A 24747-nucleotide genomic window follows, 5' to 3' on the forward strand; every position below is an offset into this window, starting at 1 on the left:
CCAGCCACCTTGTCGGCCATGTCCTGTAGTTCTTTGTTTTTCATTGTCGATACCATGATTCATTAACTCCTCTAGGGTAATATGAATCACGGGGTTTACACAGTTAGTGGGACATTCTCTCCGGTTTTTTATTAACTTCTCGCTGATTGCTGACAAGCTAATTAGTGTGAACAGGCCCTAGTAACATCCTAATCACTAATGACTCACGTCTCGCCTCTCGCTTTTGTTTTTCCTTTTTTCCCTTTTGTTTTTCTTTTCCTAGCCACTCGCTACTCGCCACTAGCTACTTGTTTTTTCTTTTACTAGTTACTCGCCACTAGCTACTTGTTTTTTCTTTTACTAGTTACTCGCATCCCGCCACTGGTTTTAATACAAATGACACGCCACCCAACGATCCGTCGCAATCAGTTGCAACGGCGGGCGTTCACGATGACAGCGATCCATCACCCGATCACAGCGACCGGCAAATCGACAGCCTGCAGGCAGATTTACCGGTGACGGCATCTCTCCCACAATAAGATCGTGGGCGCGGGCTTTTTCCTGCTGCGGATCGGCCAGCGGGTTGGACTTGGTCAGTGCTTGGGTATAGGGATGTTTGGGCGAAAAAAACACCTCGTCCGATGGCCCCTGTTCCACCACAGAACCCAGGTACATCACCACCATGGTGTCTGAAATATAGCGCACCATGGACAGATCGTGCGCGATGAACAACAGCGTCAGCCCCAAAGACTGCTGCAAGTCACCCAACAGGTTAACCACCTGCGCCTGCACCGACACATCCAGGGCCGAAATCGGTTCGTCGCAGACCACAAACGTCGGTTCGGTAATCAACGCCCGCGCAATGCCGATACGCTGGCGCTGGCCACCGGAAAATTCATGCGGGTAACGGCCCAGATAGGATGCATTCAGGCTCACCCGCTCCAGCCAACTGGCGGCCAATTGCCGCCGCTTCTCGCTGCTGAGTTTACGTTGTTGCAGCCGCAGCGGTTCGGTCAGAATCTCTTCGATGGTCATGCGCGGATTGAGCGACGCGTAGGGATCCTGAAAAATCATCTGGATGTCTTTGCTCATGCGCCGATAATCGGCGGTGCTGTAACGCTGCGGCAAGGGCTGACCGCGATACAGTACTTGCCCCCCTGATTTTTCGTGCAGACCCACCAGGGTTTTGCCCAGCGTCGACTTACCGGAGCCGCTCTCCCCCACCAAACCGACGATGGCGTTTTCGGCAATATCGAGACTGACCTCATCCACCGCGGTGAGGATTTCCCCCCCACCCAACTGAAAGTGCTTGCTGAGATTTTTAATTTGCATCAACACGACGGCGATCCTTTTGCGGCCGGCTGATACAACCCCTCAACCTCAACCCCCGCTTCTGGGTGTTGCAACCAGCAGCGAGAGACGTGGCCGCGGCTAACGGCCATCAGATCGGGCAAGTGCTTGTCACACACCTGCATGGCGTAATCACAGCGACTGCAATAGCCGCACCCCTCGGGTGGCGCAAACAGATCCGGCGGGCTGCCGGGAATGGCGGTCAGTTTTTCATTCACATGCACATGAGCGTCGGGCATGGCCGCTTTCAAACCCAGAGTGTAGGGGTGGGCACTGCGATAAAAAATATCCTCCACAGTGCCGCGCTCCACAATCTGACCGGCGTACATCACCGCCACTTGATCGGCCATGCGCGCCACCACCCCCAGGTCATGAGTGATCAACACAATGGCCATACCCTCCTCCCGCTGAATTTCGCGCATCAGCTCCAGCACCTGATTCTGGATGGTCACGTCCAGGGCCGTGGTCGGCTCATCCGCCACCAGCACCGACGGACTGCAGGCCAGGCTCATGGCGATCATTGCGCGCTGCAGCATCCCCCCGGAGAATTCAAACGGGTATTGGCGGGCGCGCTGGCGGGCTTCGGGAATTTTGGTGCGATCCAGCAAGGCCACAGCGCGCTGCAGTGCCTCGCGCTGCGACATACCCCGATGGATCATCAGGGTTTCGGCAATTTGTTCACCGATGCGCATGGTGGGGTTGAGGGCACTCATCGGGTCCTGAAACACCATGCCGATGTCCACGCCGCGGATTTTGTTCAACTGCGCCACCGACAAACCAAGCAGCTCTCTGCCGTTCAATTTGGCCGAACCGCCCACAATGCGTCCTGGCGGCATGGGTATCAGCCCCAGCATGCTCATCATGGTGACCGACTTGCCGCAACCGGACTCGCCGACGATGCCCAGGGTCTCACCCGACTGCACCGACAGGGACACACCGCGCACAGCTTGTACACGCCCGCCCTGAGCGGCAAACTCCACCTGCAGGTTGTTCACCTCCAGTGCCGGCAGCCCCGGTTCGAGCTGCGCCCTTTCGCGCGGGGTATTGGCCGCGGTCATGGTCTCGCCTTGCTCTTCATTCATACATAGCCTGACTTAGCCTTTCATCTTCGCATCGAGGGCATCGCGCAAGCCGTCACCCAGTAGATTGAACGCCAGCACCGTCAAACTGATGAACAGCGCCGGGAACAACAGTTCGTGCGGGTGACTCATGAACGACTTCACGCCGTCATTGCACATCGCCCCCCAGCTGGGTGTCGGTGGCGCCACCCCCATGCCAATAAACGACAGGAAGGCCTCGGTAAAAATGGCCGAGGGTATGGAAAACGTCAGCGACACCAACACCACTCCCATCACATTCGGCAGCATGTGGCGCAGGATCAGATAGCGGCTGTTCGCCCCCATCAATTGAGCGGCTTCGACGAACGGCTGCTCACGCAACTGCAACACCTGACCGCGCACCAGTTTAGCGGCGGTGGGCCAGCCCAATAACACCATCGCAATCAGCATCGGCGTCACCCCGCTTTCTCCCGGGCCAATGCCCATGGCGACGCGGAACAGAATCATAAACAGCAGAAACGGCAGGGCAATGACAAAATCCGCAAAGCGCATCATCACTTCATCAGTGCGTCCCCCCAGATAACCGGAAAGGCCACCGTAAACAATGCCCATCGCCACAAACAGCAGCGGCGCCACGATGCCAATGAACAGGGACGTTTGACCGCCATAGACCAGCCGCGCCAACAGATCGCGACCGAGATAATCCGTGCCCATCAGATGACGCTGAAGTTCCACTTCGCGGCCGATCATCGAGTCGGTCTGATCGGCCGTAATCAGGCCGCGGCTTAGCGCCGCCCGCACACTGATGGCCAGGCGCGGGGTGGCTTTTACGGTGGCGTAATCCGACACCTCGCCCGTGTCGGCAACGGCTCGCACGGAATAGTAGTAAGGCATGTTTTGCAGTTTGAGGCGATCTTCATAAGAGACCTGCTCGGGCTGCTCGGTTTGCCCCAGCGGCAAGCCCAGGTCGGTCGCACCACTGGGCACCAGTAGATGGCGATAAACCTGATAGGCCTTGGCACCGGCCACCGGCTGCCAGGCGAGGCGCACGGACTCCGTATTGGCCTCACCCACCAGGGTTAACCCGGTCACCCTGGTCGCCGGATCAAAAGGCGCGCTCTGTAGCCGGGCCAGCTCAGCCGGCCTCACCTGTTGACCCGGCCAGGGCTGGGTATCCACCACCAGGGATTTTTTTTCCAGACTCGGCGCCTGGGAAATTTGCGTGAGGTCTTGCCCAACGGCATCAAACGGCACCACAAACGGCAGCACATAAGAAAACAACAACAGCGCCGCAATCAGATACAGCGACCACATCGCCCGGCGATTGCGCTGCAGCCGCCGCCAGGCATCCTGCCAGTACGACAGGGAGGGACGCACAATCTGATCTGGGTGTTGTGCTTTGGCCAGAGGCGCAAAGTCGTCAGCCGTCAGCGTTTGAGTCAGCGTCATCCTCACTTACCCCCGGACCTGACCGACCCGAATCCTCGGGTCGATAAAGCCATACAGTATGTCCACCAGCAGCACCATGAACACCAGAAACGCACCGTAAAACACCGTGGTTCCCATAATCACGGTGTAATCCAGCTGCTGCACCGCCTGCACAAAGAAGCGCCCCAACCCCGGGATGGCAAATACCAGCTCCACCACAAACCCCCCGGTGGTGATGGCGGCAATGGACGGTCCCAACACGGTCACCACCGGCAAAATGGCGTTGCGCAATTGGTGTTTGAAAAAAATCCGCAGCGGTGACACGCCTTTTGCCCGGGCGGTGCGAATGTAATCGGCACTGGTCACTTCCAGCATCGAGGAGCGCATCAACCGGGTCAGGTAAGCCATGGTCCCCAGCCCCAGCACCAGTGCCGGCACCAGCATGTGCCCAAAACTTCCCCAGCCGGCCACCGGCAACAGGGAAAATCCCAGCCACTCGTTCATCGCCAAAATCCCCAGCTGCCCGAGCATGGCAAACACAAAACTCGGCACCGAGACGGCGATCACCACCAAAAACATGATCACACTGTCGGGCCAGCGATCCCGGTACACCGCCGTCAACGCCCCCCACACAACCCCGCCCACCGTTGCGATGATAAGCGCCAGGACGCCCAGCACCGCAGAGACGGGAAAATGCTCGCGGATGATGTCGTTGACGTGGCGGTTTTTTTGCGTAAACGAAATGCCAAAGTCACCGTGTAGCATGTTCGACAAAAAGATGCCGTACTGCTGCAGCACCGGTTTATCCAGGCCGTAGCGGGCCTCGAGATTGCGACGAATTTCCGGCGCCACAGCCTTGTCGTTGGCCAGCGGATCCCCCGGCACGGCATGCATGGCGACGAAGGTCGCGGTGGCAATAAACCAGATGGTAATCACCCCGGACAAGAGCCGTTTAAAAATAAACTGCGTCACTTAAGGTTCCTTTTCCAAAATGACGCCAGCACCGCGATGAGCGTTGGGGGTAAGGCCGGAGCCTGGCGCAATACGGGTCTTGGGGTTAAGGCGGCTCTCGGGGTTAACACTGGTCTCGGCGTTAACACTGACCTCAGGCTGAATACTGGCATAGTTAAAATTGGGATCGCCACCCAGCGCACGCCGCAAAACCCCTTGCAGGCGCGGGTTTTGCACATAGACATTGCCACGCTCGTATAACGGCACAATCACCGCATCGGCAAACAAAATTTTCTGCATTTGATCAAACGCGTGCATGCGCTCGGCCACATCCAGCGAACTCTGAGCCACCGCCACCCAGTGGTCGTAGCGTTCATTGCGGTAACGCCCGCGGTTGTTGAGGTTATGACTGGCAAACAGGTCACCGTAGGTCAACAGGTCTTCGTAATCCGGCCCCCAGCCTGACACCACCATATCAAAATCACCACTGCCCGTCTTTGCCAGTCGCTGTTTGAAAATTTGCATGTCCACCCGAATTTCCAGTCCCAAAGACTGCCCCAGCAAGGTCTGTAAATACTCGGCGGTTTTTTGCCCTCCGGGGCTGTCATCCGCCAGCAGAGAAATCGGGGGAATTTTTGCCACTCCCAGCTCTTGCTTCGCCTTGTCCAGATACGCTCGAGCCTTGGTCACATTCAGCTCCGGTTTTTGCGCCGGGTATTCGCGCACAAAAAAATCCTGCTTGCCTTTCAGCCAGCGGGGGAACAGCGTGTAGGTTGGAAAACTGCCGGGGCTGCCCATCACTTTATACACCAGGTCATCGGTATTGAAGACCTGTTGAATCGCCTTGCGCAGATTGCGGTTGCGGGTCACCCGCGCATCGCGGTGATTGAATTCAATGTAAAAAATGGCACCGTCCAGGTAGGATTTGATCTGCATCCGCTCCCGCAGAGCCCCCTCCAGGCTTTCCGAGTTGAGGCTGCTAGCCATGGCGATCTTGTGGTCGCGGTACAGATTCATGTGCGCATTGGGATCTTCGGTAATGTAGGGCACATCAATGCGGTTCAGCCAGACGTGCTCCCGCCCCCAGTAATGGGGGTTTTTCTCCATCCTCACCGACGCGCCATGCACCCAGCGGGTGAGCGCAAACGGGCCGTTGTAGAGCATGTCCCGGGCCTCGGCGGCGTACCGGGAACCCCGCGAGCGATAGAAAGATTCTTTTACCGGAAACAGGGTGCGAAACGCCGTCAAACCGAGAAAATAGGGACACGGCTGGTGCAGGGAGACTTCCAGGGTGTGGTCATCCAGCGCCCGTACCCCCAGAGTCGACGGCGCCATTTGGCCGTCGTTAATCGCTTGGGCGTTTTGCACCGGAAACAGAATAGACGCGTACTCGGACGCCACGGCTGGCGTGACGGCCTGCTGCCAGGAGAACACAAAATCCTGCGCCGTCACCGGCGAGCCATCACTCCATTTGGCGTCGGGCCGCAACCAGAAGGTGGCGCCGTCATCGCGCAGCTGCCAGCGCTGCGCCACCCCGCCGACCAGATCGCCATTAGGGTCATAGCGCAACAGGCCCTCCATGACGTGCCCCAGCAGCATGCCACTGACCGCGTCGGTGGAGGTGATGGCGTTCATGTCCGGAGGTTCCTGACTCATCGCCACGGTCACCGTGCGGGACTGGTAATCCAGATCCGTTGCCTGCACCGCTGCTGACACCACCGTGATCAGCAGACACAACAGCAAAGACCATTGGCCTCGATTTCTGCCGGATCGTTGCCGGTGACTAGCCGCCCTTGTCATGACCGCGTTTCCCCATTTCTGAAAAGCTTATTACCCTTAAGCATAAAGGTTTTCGGTGGGGGATGAGATGCTTAATGGCCAGGATTTTCAAAATTTTGGCCTCTGCCCTTGCCTTTATGCCACGGCGACACCGTTCACCACGGCATAAAGCCAGGGGACAGGGGACAGGGGACAGGCTAAAACCAAGGTCGTCTTAAATCGAACGAGCGCCGGCACGCCATGAGCGAGGGTGCCGGTTATCGAGGAGCGCCATCCGGCAAAGCCAGCGCGCCGCCCAGACCGGCACGAACCTCAGGCCGACACGAACCTCAGGCCGCTTGGGCCGCCAGGTGCTTTTCCAGGGCTTCGAAGCCACCTATATACTCCTGGCCGTAGAAAATCTGTGGCACGGTGGTCACCGTCTGGCCGACGGTCTTGGACAAATCCGCCTTGGAGATATTTTCATCGTGAATATCCACGTAGCGGAACGGCAGCTCTTTCTCCTCCAGCAATTGCTTGGCGCGACGACAAAACCCACATTGCTGGTGACCAAAAACGGTGTAACGGGACATAAGCCTTCTCCAATTCAAGGGCTGTTTCAAGTGATGAGTAGGTTACTGGAGTTGTTTGAATTGGTTAAATTGATTAATCCTAAGCACTCAATAGGTTTTACCTTAAAGCCTGCCTACGCCTCCGGGCACTGCGGATGTGGGTATGGCTTCTCCACCTGCCCTGCCACCGCTCCAAACCATCACTCTCCCACAGGCGGCATCCAGCGGTAATGACCCAGATCAACCCGCCCGGCGTCTGTCACCTCAACCCCCTCCGCCAGTAATTTTTGCTTCTGCACCTCGAACGCTGCGGCATTCGTTAAGGCAATCTGGCCGGATTTATTGATGACCCGGTGCCAGGGCAGTTGATGTTTGGCGGACAGCGCATGCAGCAACCGCACCACCTGCCGAGCCGCCCGGGGGCTGCCAGCCGCCGTCGCAATATCGCCATAAGTACTGACCGCGCCGACGGGAATGGCACGAATCAACCGCACCACCGCCTGACTGAAGGGGGCCAGTCCCGCTAACGCGTCCGGATCCTGTCTGCTCACCGCCTCACCTTTTGTCGGGCCCTGCGTGACGCGGCTTCGCTTTCACGGCATGCCTCTCATTGCACAGTTCACATTGCACATTGCACATTGCACACCGCACATGACACCGCTGCTGCAAAGCAGGTACCTGGCGATCCCTTTTGAATCGGCCCCGAAACCAAAAAAGCCCCGCAATGCGGGGCTTTACAGCAGATATGACCTGTTATCACATCAACTTAGTTAACCGTGGCATCACCCGATTCGGCTTCAGCTTCGGCTTTTTGTTTCGCCTGGGCAATGGCCTGAGCAAACAGAGCGTCAAAGTTAATCGGTGGCAACATCAAAGCAGGGAAGCTGCCTTTAGTGATGACATTGTCGATGGCTTCGCGAGCGTATGGGAACAGGATGTTCGGACACACGGTGTTCAATACCTGTGCCAACTGCTGGCCTTCAATGCCCTGGATACCGAACAGACCAGCCTGATGTACTTCGACCAGGAAAGCGGTTTCTTCTTCCAGCTTCACAGTGATGGTCAACGTCAGAACCACTTCATACAGACCGTCTTCGATCTTGTTGGTCTTGGTGTTCAATTCCTGATTAACCTGAGGTTTCCACTGTTTACGGAAAGCTTCAGCACCCATAGGGGCCTCAAAGGATAAATCCTTCAGGTAAATACGCTGCATTGCGAATTGTTGTCCTGGCTGCTCAGCTGCGCCTTCGGTTGCTTCAGTGGTTTGTTCTTCTGCCATAATACTGCCTACGCTCTATTTTATATTTAGATAAAAAAAATGGCTGTCCCTGCAACGATTCAGCAATAACAATCGCCGCCGGACTCACCATCAGATAAAGGGTGTTGAATGAGTTATGGGGCCAGCCAGAATGAATTCAACCCTTGATTTTGAATTTTCCACCTGCCCCCTGATTTTATCGGGAACCGCGTTCTATTCTGGTCATTCTGGCCTGCGATACAGGTTACCTGGCCCTGCTCACCCGGTTACTCAACGCCAGACGCCAGCATAGCGTCCAGTTCACCGGCTCGCTCCAGCGCCATCAGCTCATCACAGCCACCCACGTGCACATCGCCTACCCAGATCTGCGGCACCGTGTGGCGACCACTTTTGGCCATCATCTCCTGACGCAAGGCAGGGTTATTGTCCACACTGATATCGGTGTAGGCTGCCGACTTAAAATCCAGCAGCGCCTTGGCTCGCACACAATAGGGGCAATAACGGGTGGTATAAAGAGTCACAGCGGCCATAACAAGCTCGTTTCCTCATCAACAGACTGGGTCCCCGATGTCCTGTCCGGGCATCGGGGCGGAACTAAAACGTGGATCGGGCGAACAAACCGCTCACTTCACCAGCGGCAGGTTTTGCCCTTGCCACTCGCTGATACCACCCTGCAGGCGACTGACGGTGAAGCCGTTGGTCTTTAAGACGCGGCCGGCGGCACCCGCGTGCTGGCCCATTTTATCCACCAGCAAGATGGTTTTGGTTTTGTGGTTTTCCAGCTGCGGCAACTGCTCTGCCAGCTTATTGTGTGGAATGTTGATGGCGTTGATGATGTGTCCGCTCTTGAACTCTTTGGCGTCGCGCAGATCCACCACCACGGCCTCACCATTATTGATCACACGGGTGGCACTGTGGATGGACAAGGTATCGCCGCTCTTGCGGTTCTCAGTCCAGAAATAGGCACCGACCAAAATCACGAGCACACTGACGAGCAGCCACTGCTCTGCGACAAAAACAAGGATATTTTCCACTGAATCTCACGTCCTGAATGGGTTGAAATCGAGACCGTTCAACAGACTAAACGGCAAAGCGTGCCAGTATACACGAATGGTGGGTTGGGGGCAGAGGCCGGGCACAGCTCTTGCAGCTCTTTACGCTAATTATCACCGTTTGGTTACGCGATGATCCCCCCGGATACACCAATGATCACCATCTGGCGGAAGACCATTGCTGACGGCCATTAAAAGGCCTGACGTCACTGAGCCGCACCCGCGCCCGCCCTTTTGACCCGGCCCGCATGGAGTTGCCTCCGGGAAACCGGTAGAATTGGCGCCTGCACGAGAGGGTTGCCGCCGCAACTCACAGATTTCACCCATCACCGGACATTGAAAAACGCCATGACTGATGCAAAAAAACCTCTGGTACTGCTTGTTCTCGACGGCTTCGGCTACTCCGAATCCCCCAAATACAACGCAATTCAAGCGGCTAAATCGCCAGTCTGGGACCGCGTTTGGAGCGAGCGCCCCCACACCTTGATCGGTACCTCAGGCATGGCCGTCGGCTTACCGGAAGGCCAGATGGGCAACTCCGAAGTGGGCCACATGACCCTGGGAGCCGGCCGCGTGGTCTACCAGAATTTCACCCGCATCAATAAAGCCATCAGCGACGGTGATTTCTTCACCAACCCGGTGTATGTCGACGCCATCGACAAGGCCAGCCGCCATGGCAAAGCGGTGCATATCCTCGGCCTACTCTCACCCGGTGGCGTACACAGCCACGACGAGCACATCAAAGCCGCCGTTGAACTGGCGGCCCAGCGCGGTGCGAAAGAAGTTTATGTCCACGCCTTCCTCGACGGTCGTGACGTTCCCCCCCGCAGCGCCGAACAGCCCTTAACAGAAACCGAAGACAAACTGCGCACCCTCGGCGTGGGGCGAGTGGCCAGCATCATTGGCCGTTTTTACGCGCTGGATCGAGACAACCGCTGGGAACGGGTCCAGCAGGCCTACGACCTGCTGACCGCCGGCAAGGCAGACTATCAGGCCGCCACACCTGTCGAAGGTTTGATGGCCGCCTACGATCGCGATGAGAACGACGAGTTCGTCAAAGCCACGGTGATTGCCGCCGAGGGCGAGAGCCCGGCCACCATCAACGATGGCGACGCTGTGCTGTTCATGAATTTCCGCCCCGACCGCGCCCGCGAGATTACCCGAGCGTTTGTCGACGCCGATTTTGACGGCTTCCCCCGCAGCCAGCATCCGGCCCTGGCGGCCTATGTGCAGACCACCGAATACGCCGCCGATATCGATGCCCCCATTGCCTTCCCGCCCGCCAACCTGGTGAACTCGTTTGGCGACGTGATGGCGAAAGCCGGCAAGCAGCAGCTGCGCATCGCCGAAACCGAGAAGTACGCCCACGTGACGTTTTTCTTCAGCGGCGGCCAGGAAGAAACCTTCCCGGGTGAAGACCGGATCCTGATCCCCTCACCCAATGTGGAGACCTACGACCAACAGCCGGAAATGAGCGCGCCGGAAGTCACCAAGAAACTGGTGGAAGCCATTGAGTCCGGCAAATACGACGCCATCATCTGCAACTACGCCAACTGCGACCAGGTCGGTCACACCGGCGACTTCGACGCCGCAGTCAAAGCGGTAGAAGCCGTTGACGCCTGTCTGGCCGAAGTCTTTGCGGCCCTGGAAAAGGTCGGCGGCGAGGCCCTGGTAACCGCCGACCACGGCAACGTTGAGCAAATGTTCGACGACAATTCCGGCCAGAAGCACACCCAGCACACCACACTGCCAGTGCCGTTTGTTTATGTCGGCCCGCGCCAGCTGGACCTGAAGAGTGGCGGCAGCCTGGCGGATGTCGCTCCCACCATGCTGGCCCTGCTCGGTGTTGAGCAGCCCGCGGAGATGACCGGTCAAAACCTGGTGGAGTTGGCGTAAACCGGAATTCAGACTGCGGCACCCGCCTCCGTCATCAGCAGATCCCCCCCTCTGGTGCCCCGTATCCAGCGCGGCGGGGATCCGCTAAACTCATCCGTTTCAACTCACTGTCACCGGAAAACATTATGTTGAGGTTTCCTCTGTTCCCACGCGCTTTCTTTCCGCGCGCCCTGCTGGTGAGCGCCGCGCTGCTGTTTGCCAGCCATGGCTTCGCACAAACGCAGGATGAAGACTACCAGGCCAAATTGCAGGAGCTGCAGAAGGCCATTGGCGAACTCAAGTCCGAGCTCAATCAGGTCAAAAGCACCCGCGACCAGCTGCAAAACGACCTGCAAACCTCCGAAGTGGACATCGGTGCGCTGGTGAACAAAATTGACAGGCTCAAGGGGGAGCTTGCCAGCCAAAAAAAGCAACTAGCGCAGCTCAACCTTAAACAGGCTGAGCTGCAGGTTGCCCGCCACGAGCAACAAAAACACATTGCCCAACACATCAACGCGGCCTACCGCCTGGGCAAGCAGAGCCACATCAAGCTGCTGCTGAACCAGGAGGAACCCGACTCACTGGCGCGCATGGCGAAATACTACGAGTACTTTCTGGACGCCAGAGCCGACAAGATCGACACCTACCTCGACACCATCGCCGAGCTGGACGCCATCAAGCCCGAGATTGAATCGCGCACCCGGACGCTGGAAGACAGCCAGCGGCAGCTGCAACAACGCCATCAACAACTCAGCAGCAAACAACACGAACGGCAACAGACGCTCGCGCGCCTGAGCCAGAGCATTCAACGCAAAGACCAGCAACTGCAACAAATGGCGCAGAACAAGCAGCGGCTGGAAAAGTTACTGGCCGAAGTCAGCGCCGCCATTGCCAACCTCCAGCTCCCCGGAGACGGCCAACCCTTCCAGAAGCGCCGCGGCAAGATGGCGATGCCGGCCCAGGGCAAACTCCTGAAAACCTTTGGCAGCACCAAACTGGCCGGCAAGCTCAAGTGGGAAGGGGTGCTCATTGGCGCCAAAGCGGGCACGGACGTCAAAGCCATCCACCACGGCCGCGTGGTTTTTGCCGACTACCTGCGCGGGCAGGGGCTGCTGGTGATCGTCGATCACGGTGACGGTTACATGAGCCTGTACGCCCACAACCAGGCCCTGCTGACGGAAACCGGAGACTGGATCAACAGCGGCGAAACCATCGCCCGGGTGGGCAATACCGGTGGACAGCAGCAGGTTGGGCTCTATTTTGAGGTGCGTCACAACGGCAAGCCCACCAACCCCGCACACTGGTGCCGCTCCTAACAGCAGGTGCGAGTCACCCCTGATGCCCTCTCGGGTTGCGCCATTCCCCCTGGGCGAGTGGTGACCCGAAAATTGAACTTCATCTCACTTCCTACATCTAACAACTTACGTCTACAATGAATACAACTTTCTGCTTATAACGTCTTGATCAATATTGTGGTGGTATCCACCGCGATTTCGCTCAGGGTCTCCGCCCCGTCACTTGGAGTACACCATGCCGCTTCCCGCCCGCTTCCGCCCTCTGGCGATTTTTCTCGCCATTGCCTGCCTGTCCAGCCCGCTGGCTTTGGCTGAGGATGCCGCCACCCCCGATTTGACCGGCGACAGTTCAGAGCTGGAAGCGAAAACCGATCAGGGCCTCCTGCCCCTGGAAGATTTGCGGGCCTTCACCAAAGTGTACGAACAGATCCGCACCGGCTACGTAGAAGAAATTGACGACAGCACGCTGCTGGAATACGCCATTAAAGGCATGCTGTCCGAGCTGGACCCTCACTCAGCCTATTTAAACGCCAGTTCCTTTGACAGCCTGCAGGTCAACACCACCGGCGAATTTGGCGGACTGGGCCTGGAAGTGGGCATGGAGGACGGTCTGGTCAAGGTGGTATCTCCCATCGATGACACCCCGGCGGCCAAGGCAGGAGTTGAGTCCGGCGACATTATCATCAAGCTGGACGACAAACCCGTGAAAGGTATGGGCCTGGGTGACGCGGTGGAGCTGATGCGCGGCCCCAAAGGCAGTGACATCACCCTGACGATCATCCGCGAAGGTGTGGAGCAGCCGTTCGACCTGGTCATCACTCGCGACACCATCAAGGTGCAGAGCGTGCGCTCCAACATTCTGGAAGACGGCTACGGTTACATCCGCATCGCCCAGTTCCAGGTCAACACCGGGGCCGAGACCGCCAAAGCCATTCAGTCACTGGAAAAAGAAGACCCCAACCTGAAAGGCCTGATTCTTGATTTGCGCAACAACCCCGGCGGCGTCCTGCAAGCTTCCGTGGAGGTCGCCGATGCCTTTTTGGATGACGGCCTGATCGTCTACACCGAAGGGCGCATTGCCGACACCGATTTGCGCTACGAAGCTCAGCCCGGCGATCTCACCAAGGGCTTGCCGATTGTGGTACTGGTGAATGACGGCTCCGCCTCAGCGTCTGAGATTGTGGCCGGTGCGCTGCAGGATCACCATCGCGCGGTCATTCTGGGCACCCAGAGTTTTGGCAAGGGTTCTGTCCAAACCGTCATCCCCCTGAGCGAGGAGCGAGCCATCAAGCTCACCACCGCACTTTATTTCACCCCCAACGGCCGCTCCATTCAGGCTCAGGGCATCGTCCCTGATATTGAGGTAGAGCGCGCCACGGTGACGTCCCTCAAAAGTCGCTCCCACGTCACGGAGGCCGATCTGCAGGGTCGACTGGACAATGGCAATGGCGGAGAGGCGATCGACAGCAAGTCGCGGAAAAATGCCAACCGTGAGAAAGACGATTTGTTCTCCCGGGACAATCAGGTGTTTGAAGCCTTAAACCTGCTCAAGGGCATCAACCTGTTCAGCAACCACCGGCCAGCCCGCTCAGCCAAGGCCATCGCCGCGCTGGAAGAAACCAACACTCCGGTCAAGGATTAGTTTTCAAAGCCGAATCACGCCTTGCCGCCTCCGCCAAAGGAGGCCGAGGCGCGTCCATACCGGCGTGATACCCGCTTCGCCAGCCGCCCACCTTCGACCCCATTGTAATTGTCGCTGAACGCCTCTTTTATCGTCTGTGGTATATTGCCCGCAGCCTTTGCAGACACCCCCTGTAAAGATATCGCTGTTTAACCCACTGGCGGGCTGGCCTTGATACCTCTGACATCTTTGTTCGTAAAAGCTGTGTTCATGCTGTGCTGTGTCGGGGCAACTCCCGCCGGCCCACCGCAGGTGAATGCCGACCGTCTTGCGGCCTCCACGGCAGTGGCTGACGCACCCGCGCCATCGACCGCCGGCGCAGCCCGCTCGGCTGCCGGTGAGGCACCTGCGGTGATGGCTGCGGCCCCCAGGCATGAGCCCAGCTCGGCCTCAATCACCCCACCCCACCAGCCGGCCAGGCTCGTCCAGCACGAAGACCCGGCCAACCCCAGAATCGCGATCATCATCGACGATCTGGGTTACAACCTCCGCCGCGGCATTGATGCCGCCAATTTACCTGGTGCTCTGACTCTGGCCGTTTTACCCCAAAGCCCGAACGGCGTGGCTTTGGCAGAGCTCGGCCATGAGCGCGGCAAGGAAATTATTCTCCACACCCCCATGAGCACAATAGGCGAGCACCGCCTGGACAGCGGGGGCTTAAGCGGGACCATGTCGCGACAGGAGTTTGAACAGGTCTTACAGCACAACTTGCGCTCCATCCCTCACATCAGCGGCCTCAATAACCACATGGGCAGCCAATTGACGCAACAACCCGAACCGATGCAGTGGCTGATGACCATACTGGCCCGTAAAGAGCTGTTCTTTATCGACAGTCGCACCAGCGCCGGCAGCATTGCCTTTCAAACCGCACTGCAAACCCTGGTGCCCGCCCGCAAGCGCGACGTATTTCTCGACAACGAACGCAACCTCGACAGCATCCAGCGCCAGCTGGAGAAACTGATTCAACTTGCCCACCGCCGGGGCAGCGCCATTGCCATTGGCCACCCCTACCCGGAAACCCTGGAAGCGCTGAACAGGGCGCTGCCCACGCTGACTCAACAGGGCGTGACACTGGTACCGGTGTCTCAGCTGCTGCCCACTCTGGCCGTGAACGGGATCACACAAACCCACTCTGAGCCAAACTTAAAAGCCACAATTCAAACCGCGTCTCAAACTTCAACACCGCAGCTCTCGCTGCCGCTAAAAGCTGCTAAACCTACTACAGACCGCAGCGAAAGCGGCACCCCTCAAAGGCTGACGGACAGCCCGCCCGAGCGTTGATGACCGAGCCGACCTGCGACACGCCAAGGCTCTGACCACCAACCAAACGGGGGTCAATCGGAACCGGAAAGGGACTTCACACACACAAGGAGGGTGTAGAGTTAATCGTGACCTCGAACCAAAGGAGCCCTAGGCGCAGTCAAAAGAGCCGTCAATATCGCCCAAACCAAAAAGCCGTGAACCGCGTCACATTATTGAAAGTAACGCGGTAGTATTGTCGCTTAAAACACTTTTAATGGCAGCAAGCGACTCTTCTGGCCTTGACCTTTTCGGCTTGGGCATTTAATTTCCACCCCGCGAAGCCTTAGAGGGTTCACCGGTTTGGCTTTAGAGGGTTAACCGGTTTGGCTTTGGAGCTAACGCCCCTGCGTTAACTCCTGCAGGTACGACTCTAAGCGCCAGGCAACTGCAGGATGCACACGATTTAATCGACAAGGTTTACAACACAAAGTGTTAGAACAATGTTTAATCGACGACATAAAAGGACGAACAACATGAAAAACTTACGTCAGGGTGAATCCGGAGCGGCTCCGGAAAGAAGTGAGCGCTTTTTCCAGCAAGACAAATACTGGTATTACAGCACTCGCGAAGGGGTGAATATCGGCCCGTTTGATACATTGACTGAAGCTGCCGAAGGCTGTTCGGATTTTATTGACTTCATCACCGAGAGCGACCCGGAATTCTCCAACACGCTGGTGCAATACTCTCGCAACGTGGCCTGACCCCCAGAGCGGTCCCCCTGGCGCATCAAACCGAGAGTGCGAAAAAAAGCCCGTCACGCTAGCGCATGACGGGCTTTTTTGAATCCGCGGCCTTGTTTCAATCCGCAGTTAAGTCTCCGGCACCCGGTCAGTGACCTGATCAGAGAAAACTCCCGGGGAGGCTCAAACATTAAAGCCTGACTTCAACCCCCTGATGCTGCATAAAAGCCTTGGCTTCAGGGACCGAATGCTCGCCAAAATGAAAGATACTGGCCGCCAGCACGGCGTCCGCACGGCCCTCTTTAACCCCGTCCACCAAATGCTGCAGATTACCGACCCCGCCGGAGGCAATCACCGGCACCGGCACCGCGTCACTGATGGCCCGGGTCACCCCCAGGTCAAAACCATTTTTGGTGCCGTCGCGATCCATGCTGGTCAGCAGAATCTCACCGGCCCCATACTCGGCCATTTTCACCGCCCAGGCGACCGCATCAATGCCCGTCGGCTTGCGCCCGCCGTGGGTAAAAATTTCCCAGCGCCCCGGCTCTCCGTCGGCACTGACCCGCTTGGCGTCAATGGCCACCACGATACACTGAGCGCCAAAGCGCTCGGAGGCCTGGCGCACAAATTCCGGGTTGTGGACGGCGGCTGAGTTGATACTCACCTTATCTGCGCCGGCATTTAACATGGTGCGGATGTCTTCAATGGTGCGAATCCCCCCCCCCACCGTCAGCGGGATAAACACTTCCGACGCAATCTGCTCAACCGTGTGTACCGTGGTGTCACGGCCCTCATGGGTAGCGGTGATATCCAAAAAGGTAATCTCATCTGCCCCCTGCTCATTGTAGCGTTTGGCAATTTCCACCGGGTCACCCGCGTCGCGGATACCCACAAAGTTAACGCCTTTCACGACACGGCCGTTGTCCACGTCCAGACACGGGATGATGCGTTTTGCGAGAGCCATAAATTACCTGCCGGGTTTTCAATCAAGAGAGTTCAATCAAGAGGGATCAATCAAAGGGGTTTATCAAGAAACTGCAGACTTAGCGCTCAGTCACTCAGAAAGAGCCCGATTATACCTCAAACAACCACGCTGAGGCAGCCTTCACACCCTGAGTGAAAAATGAACTAGACCTGCAGCGCCGAAATTGGCTAGACTCGGGGGTTAAAACAGACATTGAGGCTCATCGTGAACCTAGACTATTCACCCGAATATCGCGCTGAACGACGCTACATCACCGAACTTAAAGCCAAACTGGAGCACTCACTCTTCAAAGAGGACCTGCTGATAACCAACCTGTCCATCTCTGGGGTGCAAATGAAATGCAGCCAGGCACTGGTGAGCACACTGGCAGCAGAACTGGGTCGCTCAACGCCTCAGGCGCCGCTGCAAGTCACTATCCACATGGACATTCCCACCCCGACTCAAAAAACCTGCAACCTCAAGCTGCAGTGCAACCTGGTTTACTCGCGACGCCTGTCCAGAGACCGCTACCTGATAGGCGCACAGTTCAGTCGACTTGAAGACAGCGACAAGCAGGCTTTGGCCAATTACATGGAAAAGTTTGGCAAGATTCTTTAAATACCGCCGGTTGCCAGTATCCGCACACACAGCAGGCTCAGGTAAGTCTCGTTGCGTGACTCTCGCTCGACAAGTCGCCACTAACTCCGCCTGTATCGCCCGCTTGCCGCAGGGCCCGGGGTCAGACCTGACCGTCCCAGTGGACGAAGTTTTTCAACAGCTGCAAACCCGCCGTGTGGCTCTTCTCCGGGTGGAATTGCACCGCAAACAAGTTGTTGTTACTGAGCGCGACATCAAAATCCAGACCGTAGTGACAACGGCCCGCCACCTCAGCAACGTCTTTGGCTTTGACGGCTTTTTCGGCGGCAATGACGTAGTAGCTGTGGACAAAGTAAAAGCGACTGCCATTGTCAATCCCTTGCCACAACGGGTGAGCGAACTGCTGCTCGACCTGATTCCAGCCCATGTGGGGCACTTTCAGGTGTTCGCCCTGCTCATCGTGCAGATCGTTACCAAAAAAACGCACGTTGCCTTCCAGCTGCGCCAAACATTCCACGCCGCCGTTTTCTTCGCTGTGACTCATTAACGCCTGCATGCCCACGCAGATTCCCAGAACGGGCTTGCCAGAGGCAATCACCTCGGGCACCAAAGCATCAAAACCGGAGCGACGGATTTCCGCCATGCAATCGCGGATCGCGCCCACGCCCGGAAAAATGACCCGGTCGGCTTGCTCAATAACACTGCGCTCGGAACTGATGGTCACTTCGGCTTCGGGAGCCACGTGCTCCAGGGCACTGGCAACGGAGTGAAGATTGCCCATCCCATAGTCAATTACGGCAATGCGATTCGTTGACATACTGCTTCTCTAAATGTGGAATTCGGGTTTGGCACGGGTGCCTTCAAACACAGCTTGAGCTCACACCTGATGTGTGGCTTCGCTCTGAGCTCAAGCGTGCCGGCTTTCTTAAAGGACGCCTTTCGACTTAAAGCGTGCCCTTGGTCGATGGCATCATGCCCGCCATGCGCGGATCCAGCTCGAGCGCCATGCGCACAGCCCGCCCAAACGCCTTGAACACGGTTTCGATCTGGTGGTGAGCGTTGTGACCGCGCAGGCAATCGATGTGCAGGGTGACCTGGGCGTGATTCACAAACCCCTGAAAGAACTCCCAGAACAACTCGGTATCAAACTGCCCGACCCGCTTTTGAGTAAACGGCACATTCATGATCAATTCCGGCCGCCCGGAAAAGTCGATCACAACCCGGGACAACGCCTCGTCCAATGGCACATAGGCGTGGCCGTAACGCCGGATACCTTTTTTATCCCCCAGTGCCTGTGCCACCGCCTGCCCCAGGGTAATGCCAATGTCTTCCACCGTGTGGTGATCGTCAATATAGGTATCGCCTTTGCAGGTGATGTCGAGATCAATCAGGCCATGACGGGCAATCTGATCCATCATGTGCTCAAGAAAGGGCACCCCGGTATCAAACACGCCGGTGCCTTTACCGTCGAGATTGGCTGTCACGGTAATTTGAGTTTCGAGCGTATCGCGGCTCACTGATGCGGTACGTTCCGCCATATGGATCTCCGGTCATCTGTAGAATACGGCACCAATTTTCTCAGTACCGACAACAAGGCGCGAATTATACCCCGCTCCCGAGGCCAGTCCTACTCCTGTCCACCATTAGCGCAACGATAATTCTGACAGCTAAACCCGATAACAGGGCCGATCAAAGCGCTGAAGACAGCCGAGACGGACCTGCGAGCGATCATCTGAGAAAAATTAGACTTGCCGATCCCCGCCTTAAATGTAACTATATAACACTTAAGTATACTTTTTAGACGGCTTCCTCACGATGTACTCCCGCGCCCACATTCCTGCCCTTAAACGCTGGCTGCCGTTACTGGTTATGCTGGTGGTGCTGGCACAGCTCGCGTCGGCCGGCCACTGGCATGAGGACAACCGCAGCGTCGTGGACTGCAGCCTGTGCCTGCACCACAGCGGCAGCCATGCCCTGCACACGGGGCATTCGATCCCCTCGCTGCCCGCGATGGCTGCCGTTGCCCCGGCCCCGATAACCGTTTCTGTTTCTCCCTCAACGCCGTGCCTGCCCGTCTCGATTCGGGGTCCTCCAACCCTTTCTCTCTCGTAACAGATCACCCCAAGTAACTCAGCACACCCTTTGTTGAGCCCACACTTGAATCCCAAGTTGAACACTGAAATTCTATCCATTGACGGGAGGAACGGTGCACACACGGCCTGACTGTCCCCAGACTCCGCTCTGGACACGACAGACACGCTTGCCCGATGGCATGTGCGCCGCTCCAGCGTTCAGTGGAGGTACGGAGAGAACATGAAACACCTCATGCAGAACCCGCGATTGCGCACCGAACCCAGTCGCGCAGGAAGCGAACTTAGCCACGCAGTAAATAGCCACGCCGAAAGCCCGGTCAGAAACAAGCCGACGACCTTCCGTTTTGCGCCGCTGGCCAGCGTCGTCATGCTGGCCAATGCCAGCCTTGCCTTTAATGCGCACGCCCTCAAGCCGCAGCACGACCTGGAAGAAGTGATTGTCAGTGCGTCCCCCATTCACAACCAGCACAGCGACAATGCCCGGCCGGTCTCCGTGCTCAGTGGCGATGAGTTGCGCCGCAATGCCGCGTCCACCCTCGCCGACACACTCACCGGCCAGGTGGGCGTCAGTGCCGCGTCGTTTGGCCCCGGCGTGGGCAACCCGATCATTCGGGGGCAAAGCGCCAACCGCGTGAAAGTGATGCAGGACAACCTCGACACACTGGACGCCTCCAACACCAGCGCCGATCACGCCAACACCACCGAGCCGTTACTGGCCGACCAGATCGAGATCCTGCGTGGTCCCTCGACGTTAAGATTTGGCAGCGGTGCCATTGGCGGGGTGGTCAATGTCATCGACAACCGCATCCCCAGTACCAGCCCGGACACCCCCATCACCGGCGCCGTCGAAACCCGCTACAGCAGCGTCAACGAACAAGTGGCCAGTGTGGCACGTATCGATGGTGGCTCAGACCAGTTTGCCTGGCACGCCGATGGCCTCTACCGTGACAGCAACAACGTCAAGATCCCCGGCCTCAATAACCCGTCTGACCCGGATGAGGCTTCCGACGGCTACATCGCCAACACCCACAGCCGCGCCGACGCTTACAGCCTGGGCGCCTCCTGGATTGGTGAGCGCGGGTTCATCGGACTCAGTGTGAACCAGCAGCACAATCTTTACGGCATTCCCGCCGGCGCCCACAGCCATCACGAGGAAGAGGAGGAGCATCACGACGAAGAGGAAGAGCATCACGACGAAGCCGGGGCAAGCATCCGCATCGACATGCAACAGACCCGCTACGATCTGAAAGGCGAGCTGAAAGCGCCCCTGCCCGGGTTTGACAAACTGCTGGTCCGGGTTGCCCACAACGACTACGAGCACACGGAGCTGGAAGGCCAGGAGGCCGGCACCCGCTTTAACAGTGATGCCTGGGAGGGTCGTGCGGAACTGGTGCACAGCGAAGTCGACGGCTGGCAAGGTGCCTTCGGTTTCCAGCTCACCGACCGGGATTACGGTGCCGAGGGTGAGGAAGCCTTCATCCCCCGCATGACTCACATCCACAATGCCGGCATCTTCTGGATCGAAGAAAAACACTGGCAGCATCAATGGCTGGAAATAGGGCTGCGCGTTGAGCAGCAACGGGTGAATCCAGACGCTTCACGGGTTAATAGCAGCAGCGTTCGCCACAACGCCGGCAGCGCCTCTCTGGGCTACCACTGGAGCCTGAACGACATTCACCAGTTCAGTATCGCCTTGAGCCGCGCCGAACGCGCCCCCAGTATGGAGGAGCTGCTTTCGGATGGCGCGCACATCGCCACCCAGACCTACGACCTCGGTGACCGTGAACTGGACAATGAAACCAGCAATAACCTGGATCTGGGGTATGAATGGACCCCGCAAAATCCCGGCCTGCTGACCGACATCAAAGTCAATCTGTTCTACAACCAGATTGTCGACTACATCTATCAACACAACACCGGACTGGAAGACCCCGCCTCAGAATTGCCGATCTATCAATACCAGCAACAGGACGCCAACTTCCACGGCATTGAACTGGAGACACACCTCCAGCTGAGCGACGCCCTGTCTCTGCGTTTGTTCGCGGACAGCGTGCGCGCACGCTTTGATGCGGGCGGTGATGTGCCCAGAATCTCCCCCAACCGGGTGGGGGCCGAGCTCACGGTCACTCAGCCGGGCTGGTACGGATCGGTGCAGCTGATTGAAGCCGGTCGACAAACTCATACCGGCAGCGGTGAAGAGCCCACCGATGGCTACACACGCCTCAATGCCCAGGTGAGTGTGCCGCTTGAGGTGGGTGCCGCCGGCAGTCTGCTGTTTGTCCGCGCCGACAATCTGCTGGATGAAGACATTCGCCATGCAACGTCATTTTTGCGGAGCGTGGCGCCAGAAGCGGGGCGCGGCCTGACCGCCGGTGTGAGGTTTGCGTTTTAACCTCTGAGCGCCAAGCACACGGCCCCCGCTCACAATCTTGGCCGAAACCATCAACCCGACTGAAAACAATTTGAGAACAACAAGGTGCCGCTTTTGCCGGCGCCTTGTGTTCACGCCCAGTCTTACTCTGCCCTCGCCTGCGCGGCGTTCTCATGCAACTTTGACGCTCTGCTTTCGTTCTCTTGATCTGTATCAACACCTTTGCGGCGCATGTGAGTAATCTAGCTTCAATGATTCTACACACTGAAAGCGAAGGAGAACGTCATGACCGATCCCGTCACTGTAGCAGCGTTTGGGGCCACCCTCAGCATGGCGGCCATTCTGGTCGGCGCCGGTCTCGGCGGGGTGTTACTGTTCTGGCTGGATGGCAAAGCCGGTCACGGTCGAACGCACTGAGCCCGACGCAACCAGCACACTTTTATTCGTATTGACCATGCCCGCGTTGTAGAGCGTGGGTGGTGGCAGTCGCAATCAATCTCTGGCTTAATCGCTGACTTAGCCCGGCTCTCTCAAACCCCGAGAGCGTCCGGGTATTTTTACGCCAGCCACAACACACGCTGACAACCTCCCCATCACGTCCGGTTGAACCAACACCGCCATTGACGCATCACCCCTTGTGCGCGACAAACTCATCCGTGCAGTTCCCGAAAACCAGACGTCATCAGCAACTCAGAGCTCATCGGCCTGGTACGCCATCAGCAATTTTTTCACCCGCCCCATCTTGCGCAGTCCGAGCATCCGCATGGAGGTCATGACGCCCGCCATCAAACCGCCACCCACGCCTGCGGTCATCACATCCACGCCCGTCATGTAAAAGTTTTTCACCGGCGTTTGCGGGTGCAAAAACGGTTGCTTAAAACGCTCCACAAAGTGACTCAAGCCGTAAATCTCACCGCGTTCCTGACGTTGATAAAACTGCGTGGACAACGGCGAAGACAGCTCGTAATACTCCAACGCTTCGCGCAACTGGGGCCTGTGTTCGAACAGCTTTTCCAGTAATCTTTGCGCCAGCGCTTCCTTATAGGCCTCATAGTCTTCTCCACGCTGCTGCCAGGTGGTTCCGTTCCAGCGTTCGAACCAATCCATTTTGGTGAAAGTCACCACCTCAACGGTGGACTTATCCGGATAACGCTCTTTCCACTGCGGGTCTTTCGTGGATGGAAATGACACATACACCAGCGGAAACGCGGCCTCTTTATCGCCACAAAAACGATCCAGATTGCCCTCGTGATCGCCGTTTTCATAAATCCACAGGTTGGTACTGTCCAGCCCCAGCGACTCTGCATCGCCTCGAAACCCCGCATACAGACACAGCGAGGCGTTCGAACGCTCCACCTTTTTCGCCCACGCCCCCATGCGATAGTGCTGCCGCACCGGGGGCGGCAGCAATCGGCTCACCGTGTTCATAAAACCGGCATTACTGACGATCTTATCGGCCAGGATTTTACTGCCATCGGCCATCCGCACCCCGTAGGCCCGGTTATCCTTGACCAGCACCTGCTCAACATCGGCATAGGTAAACACCTCACCGCCGGATTTCTGAATAGTGGGAATGATTGACCGTGCAATGGCGGAAGCACCGCCAACCGGATAAGCACCGCCGGCCAGATAATGCTTGGCAATGAGCGCGTGCATCAGAAAAGCGGCATCGCGGGGCACCTGTCCGTAATCGCCCCACTGCCCGGTCAATACCGAGATGAGCTTTTGATTACTGGTCAGGCTCTCCAGCACCTCCCGAGTCGTTTGAAAAAATTCTTTGCGGACAACCCAGGGCCGCAAGCGATTATAAAGTTGCCCCATCCAGCGCGGCATGGCCTGGGCGGCAAAAAATTTCGGCGTGCCCGAGCTGATGTCACGAATTAATTGAACGTAGGCCCGAATCGCCGCTTCCTCGTCCGGAAACTTTTTCACCAGCCCCGCGACAAACCGGGCTCGGCCGGCCACAAAATCAAAGCTTTCATCCCCGATAATGATGCGATCGTACACCGGGTCCATGGCTGCCCATTGCAACCGCCCTTCGCTGATGACATCAAACACCCGCCGTATGGTGGAGTGTTCGGTGTGCACCTCACCGATGTAGTGCACACCCACGTCCCACTCAAACCCTTCGCGCTCATAGGCGTGGGTCAAGCCACCCGCGGTATAATGCTGCTCCAGCACACACACCTTGTGCCCCAACAACGACAACAGCGCCGCGTTGGTCAATCCCCCGATGCCCGAGCCAATCACGACAACATCATAGTGATCACTGGCCCGCCCCGGACGATAGCGTTTACCCGTGCGGACGCTGGTTGTGGTGGCGAAATTTTTTGAGGGTTTGGTGAGACCCCGCGCATTCACTGAAGCGGAATCCAGATCGGAGAGTGGTGTATCAGCGGTCGCCGTCATAAAACATCCTTAAACATCCTTTTCGCCGATAGACGTAACGTCAATGTTGGTGAAGACACCATTCAAGGGACTTT

The 24747-nt window shown here is 57.5% G+C and carries 23 protein-coding genes; 8 read left to right on the plus strand and 15 right to left on the minus strand.

Features of this window, described 5'->3' with window-relative positions; translation table 11 throughout:
• Nucleotides 1–366: 366 nt before the first annotated feature.
• The 10 genes from G8770_RS18585 to G8770_RS18630 form a co-directional block, all read right to left on the minus strand.
• A complete protein-coding gene (locus G8770_RS18585; protein ID WP_167190806.1) occupies nucleotides 367–1311 on the minus strand; it encodes an ABC transporter ATP-binding protein in 945 nt (314 codons plus the stop codon).
• On the minus strand, nucleotides 1311–2411 hold the full coding sequence (locus tag G8770_RS18590; protein ID WP_208022369.1) for an ABC transporter ATP-binding protein: 1101 nt from the start codon (nucleotides 2409–2411) through the stop codon (nucleotides 1311–1313). The genes G8770_RS18585 and G8770_RS18590 overlap by 1 nt, the downstream gene beginning before the upstream one ends.
• Nucleotides 2412–2423: 12 nt before the next feature.
• Nucleotides 2424–3836 carry an ABC transporter permease gene (locus G8770_RS18595; protein ID WP_167190479.1) on the minus strand — a complete coding sequence of 471 codons (1413 nt, stop codon included), beginning with the start codon at nucleotides 3834–3836 and terminating at the stop codon, nucleotides 2424–2426.
• Nucleotides 3837–3842: 6 nt separating this feature from the next.
• Nucleotides 3843–4787, minus strand: a complete 945-nt coding sequence (locus tag G8770_RS18600; protein WP_208022370.1) for an ABC transporter permease subunit — start codon at nucleotides 4785–4787, stop codon at nucleotides 3843–3845.
• The gene (locus G8770_RS18605) at nucleotides 4788–6566 is read right to left on the minus strand and encodes a peptide ABC transporter substrate-binding protein (protein ID WP_167190482.1); all 1779 of its coding nucleotides are present in this window, start codon (nucleotides 6564–6566) and stop codon (nucleotides 4788–4790) included.
• A 308-nt stretch (nucleotides 6567–6874) separates the two neighbouring features.
• Nucleotides 6875–7117 (minus strand): GrxA family glutaredoxin, encoded by a 243-nt coding sequence (locus G8770_RS18610; RefSeq protein WP_167190485.1) that lies wholly within the window; start codon nucleotides 7115–7117, stop codon nucleotides 6875–6877.
• A gap of 179 nt (nucleotides 7118–7296) precedes the next feature.
• The gene (locus tag G8770_RS18615; RefSeq protein ID WP_341771172.1) at nucleotides 7297–7647 is read right to left on the minus strand and encodes an MGMT family protein; all 351 of its coding nucleotides are present in this window, start codon (nucleotides 7645–7647) and stop codon (nucleotides 7297–7299) included.
• Between the two features lie 215 nt (nucleotides 7648–7862).
• The gene (gene secB / locus G8770_RS18620; RefSeq protein ID WP_167190488.1) at nucleotides 7863–8375 is read right to left on the minus strand and encodes a protein-export chaperone SecB; all 513 of its coding nucleotides are present in this window, start codon (nucleotides 8373–8375) and stop codon (nucleotides 7863–7865) included.
• Between the two features lie 245 nt (nucleotides 8376–8620).
• Nucleotides 8621–8884, minus strand: a complete 264-nt coding sequence (grxC, locus tag G8770_RS18625; RefSeq protein ID WP_167190491.1) for a glutaredoxin 3 — start codon at nucleotides 8882–8884, stop codon at nucleotides 8621–8623.
• 93 nt (nucleotides 8885–8977) lie between these two features.
• Complete coding sequence (locus G8770_RS18630) at nucleotides 8978–9388, minus strand: rhodanese-like domain-containing protein (RefSeq protein ID WP_208022371.1); 411 nt, start codon at nucleotides 9386–9388, stop codon at nucleotides 8978–8980.
• Between the two features lie 366 nt (nucleotides 9389–9754).
• On the opposite strand from G8770_RS18630, the gene gpmI reads away from it, so the two are divergent.
• The 5 genes from gpmI to G8770_RS18655 all read left to right on the plus strand — a co-directional run bounded on the left by gpmI (nucleotide 9755) and on the right by G8770_RS18655 (nucleotide 16260).
• The gene (gpmI, locus tag G8770_RS18635) at nucleotides 9755–11302 is read left to right on the plus strand and encodes a 2,3-bisphosphoglycerate-independent phosphoglycerate mutase (protein ID WP_167190494.1); all 1548 of its coding nucleotides are present in this window, start codon (nucleotides 9755–9757) and stop codon (nucleotides 11300–11302) included.
• Nucleotides 11303–11427: 125 nt separating this feature from the next.
• Nucleotides 11428–12597 (plus strand): murein hydrolase activator EnvC family protein, encoded by a 1170-nt coding sequence (locus G8770_RS18640; protein WP_167190497.1) that lies wholly within the window; start codon nucleotides 11428–11430, stop codon nucleotides 12595–12597.
• Nucleotides 12598–12811: 214 nt separating this feature from the next.
• On the plus strand, nucleotides 12812–14218 hold the full coding sequence (locus G8770_RS18645) for a S41 family peptidase (protein ID WP_167190500.1): 1407 nt from the start codon (nucleotides 12812–12814) through the stop codon (nucleotides 14216–14218).
• Nucleotides 14219–14467: 249 nt separating this feature from the next.
• Complete coding sequence (locus G8770_RS18650; RefSeq protein ID WP_167190503.1) at nucleotides 14468–15538, plus strand: divergent polysaccharide deacetylase family protein; 1071 nt, start codon at nucleotides 14468–14470, stop codon at nucleotides 15536–15538.
• A 494-nt stretch (nucleotides 15539–16032) separates the two neighbouring features.
• Nucleotides 16033–16260 (plus strand): DUF6316 family protein, encoded by a 228-nt coding sequence (locus G8770_RS18655; RefSeq protein WP_167190505.1) that lies wholly within the window; start codon nucleotides 16033–16035, stop codon nucleotides 16258–16260.
• 169 nt (nucleotides 16261–16429) lie between these two features.
• Here G8770_RS18655 and hisF read toward each other — a convergent pair whose 3' ends face one another.
• Nucleotides 16430–17203, minus strand: a complete 774-nt coding sequence (gene hisF / locus G8770_RS18660) for an imidazole glycerol phosphate synthase subunit HisF (protein ID WP_167190507.1) — start codon at nucleotides 17201–17203, stop codon at nucleotides 16430–16432.
• A 225-nt stretch (nucleotides 17204–17428) separates the two neighbouring features.
• Between hisF and G8770_RS18665 the strand changes: the two genes are divergently transcribed.
• A complete protein-coding gene (locus G8770_RS18665; RefSeq protein ID WP_167190510.1) occupies nucleotides 17429–17821 on the plus strand; it encodes a PilZ domain-containing protein in 393 nt (130 codons plus the stop codon).
• 121 nt (nucleotides 17822–17942) lie between these two features.
• Here the strand turns inward: G8770_RS18665 and hisH are convergent, their stop codons facing one another.
• The 3 genes from hisH to G8770_RS24425 all read right to left on the minus strand — a co-directional run bounded on the left by hisH (nucleotide 17943) and on the right by G8770_RS24425 (nucleotide 19789).
• Entirely contained in the window at nucleotides 17943–18617 is a 675-nt protein-coding gene (hisH, locus tag G8770_RS18670) for an imidazole glycerol phosphate synthase subunit HisH (protein ID WP_167190513.1), read from the minus strand.
• Nucleotides 18618–18744: 127 nt separating this feature from the next.
• Entirely contained in the window at nucleotides 18745–19338 is a 594-nt protein-coding gene (gene hisB, locus G8770_RS18675; protein ID WP_167190515.1) for an imidazoleglycerol-phosphate dehydratase HisB, read from the minus strand.
• 322 nt (nucleotides 19339–19660) lie between these two features.
• On the minus strand, nucleotides 19661–19789 hold the full coding sequence (locus G8770_RS24425; RefSeq protein WP_279537186.1) for a hypothetical protein: 129 nt from the start codon (nucleotides 19787–19789) through the stop codon (nucleotides 19661–19663).
• A gap of 324 nt (nucleotides 19790–20113) precedes the next feature.
• Here G8770_RS24425 and G8770_RS18680 point away from each other — a divergent pair, with 324 nt between their 5' ends.
• Together G8770_RS18680 and G8770_RS24430 are read left to right on the plus strand one after the other, a co-directional pair.
• Nucleotides 20114–22285, plus strand: a complete 2172-nt coding sequence (locus G8770_RS18680; RefSeq protein WP_167190518.1) for a TonB-dependent receptor — start codon at nucleotides 20114–20116, stop codon at nucleotides 22283–22285.
• Nucleotides 22286–22549: 264 nt separating this feature from the next.
• Nucleotides 22550–22681: a hypothetical protein gene (locus tag G8770_RS24430; RefSeq protein ID WP_279537187.1), complete on the plus strand. Its 132-nt coding sequence runs from the start codon at nucleotides 22550–22552 to the stop codon at nucleotides 22679–22681.
• A gap of 273 nt (nucleotides 22682–22954) precedes the next feature.
• Here the strand turns inward: G8770_RS24430 and G8770_RS18685 are convergent, their stop codons facing one another.
• Complete coding sequence (locus G8770_RS18685; protein ID WP_167190521.1) at nucleotides 22955–24673, minus strand: phytoene desaturase family protein; 1719 nt, start codon at nucleotides 24671–24673, stop codon at nucleotides 22955–22957.
• Between the last annotated feature and the right edge of the window lie 74 nt (nucleotides 24674–24747).

The organism is Pseudomaricurvus hydrocarbonicus, from assembly GCF_011602365.1.
Classification (GTDB): Bacteria; Pseudomonadota; Gammaproteobacteria; order Pseudomonadales; family Cellvibrionaceae; genus Pseudomaricurvus; species Pseudomaricurvus hydrocarbonicus.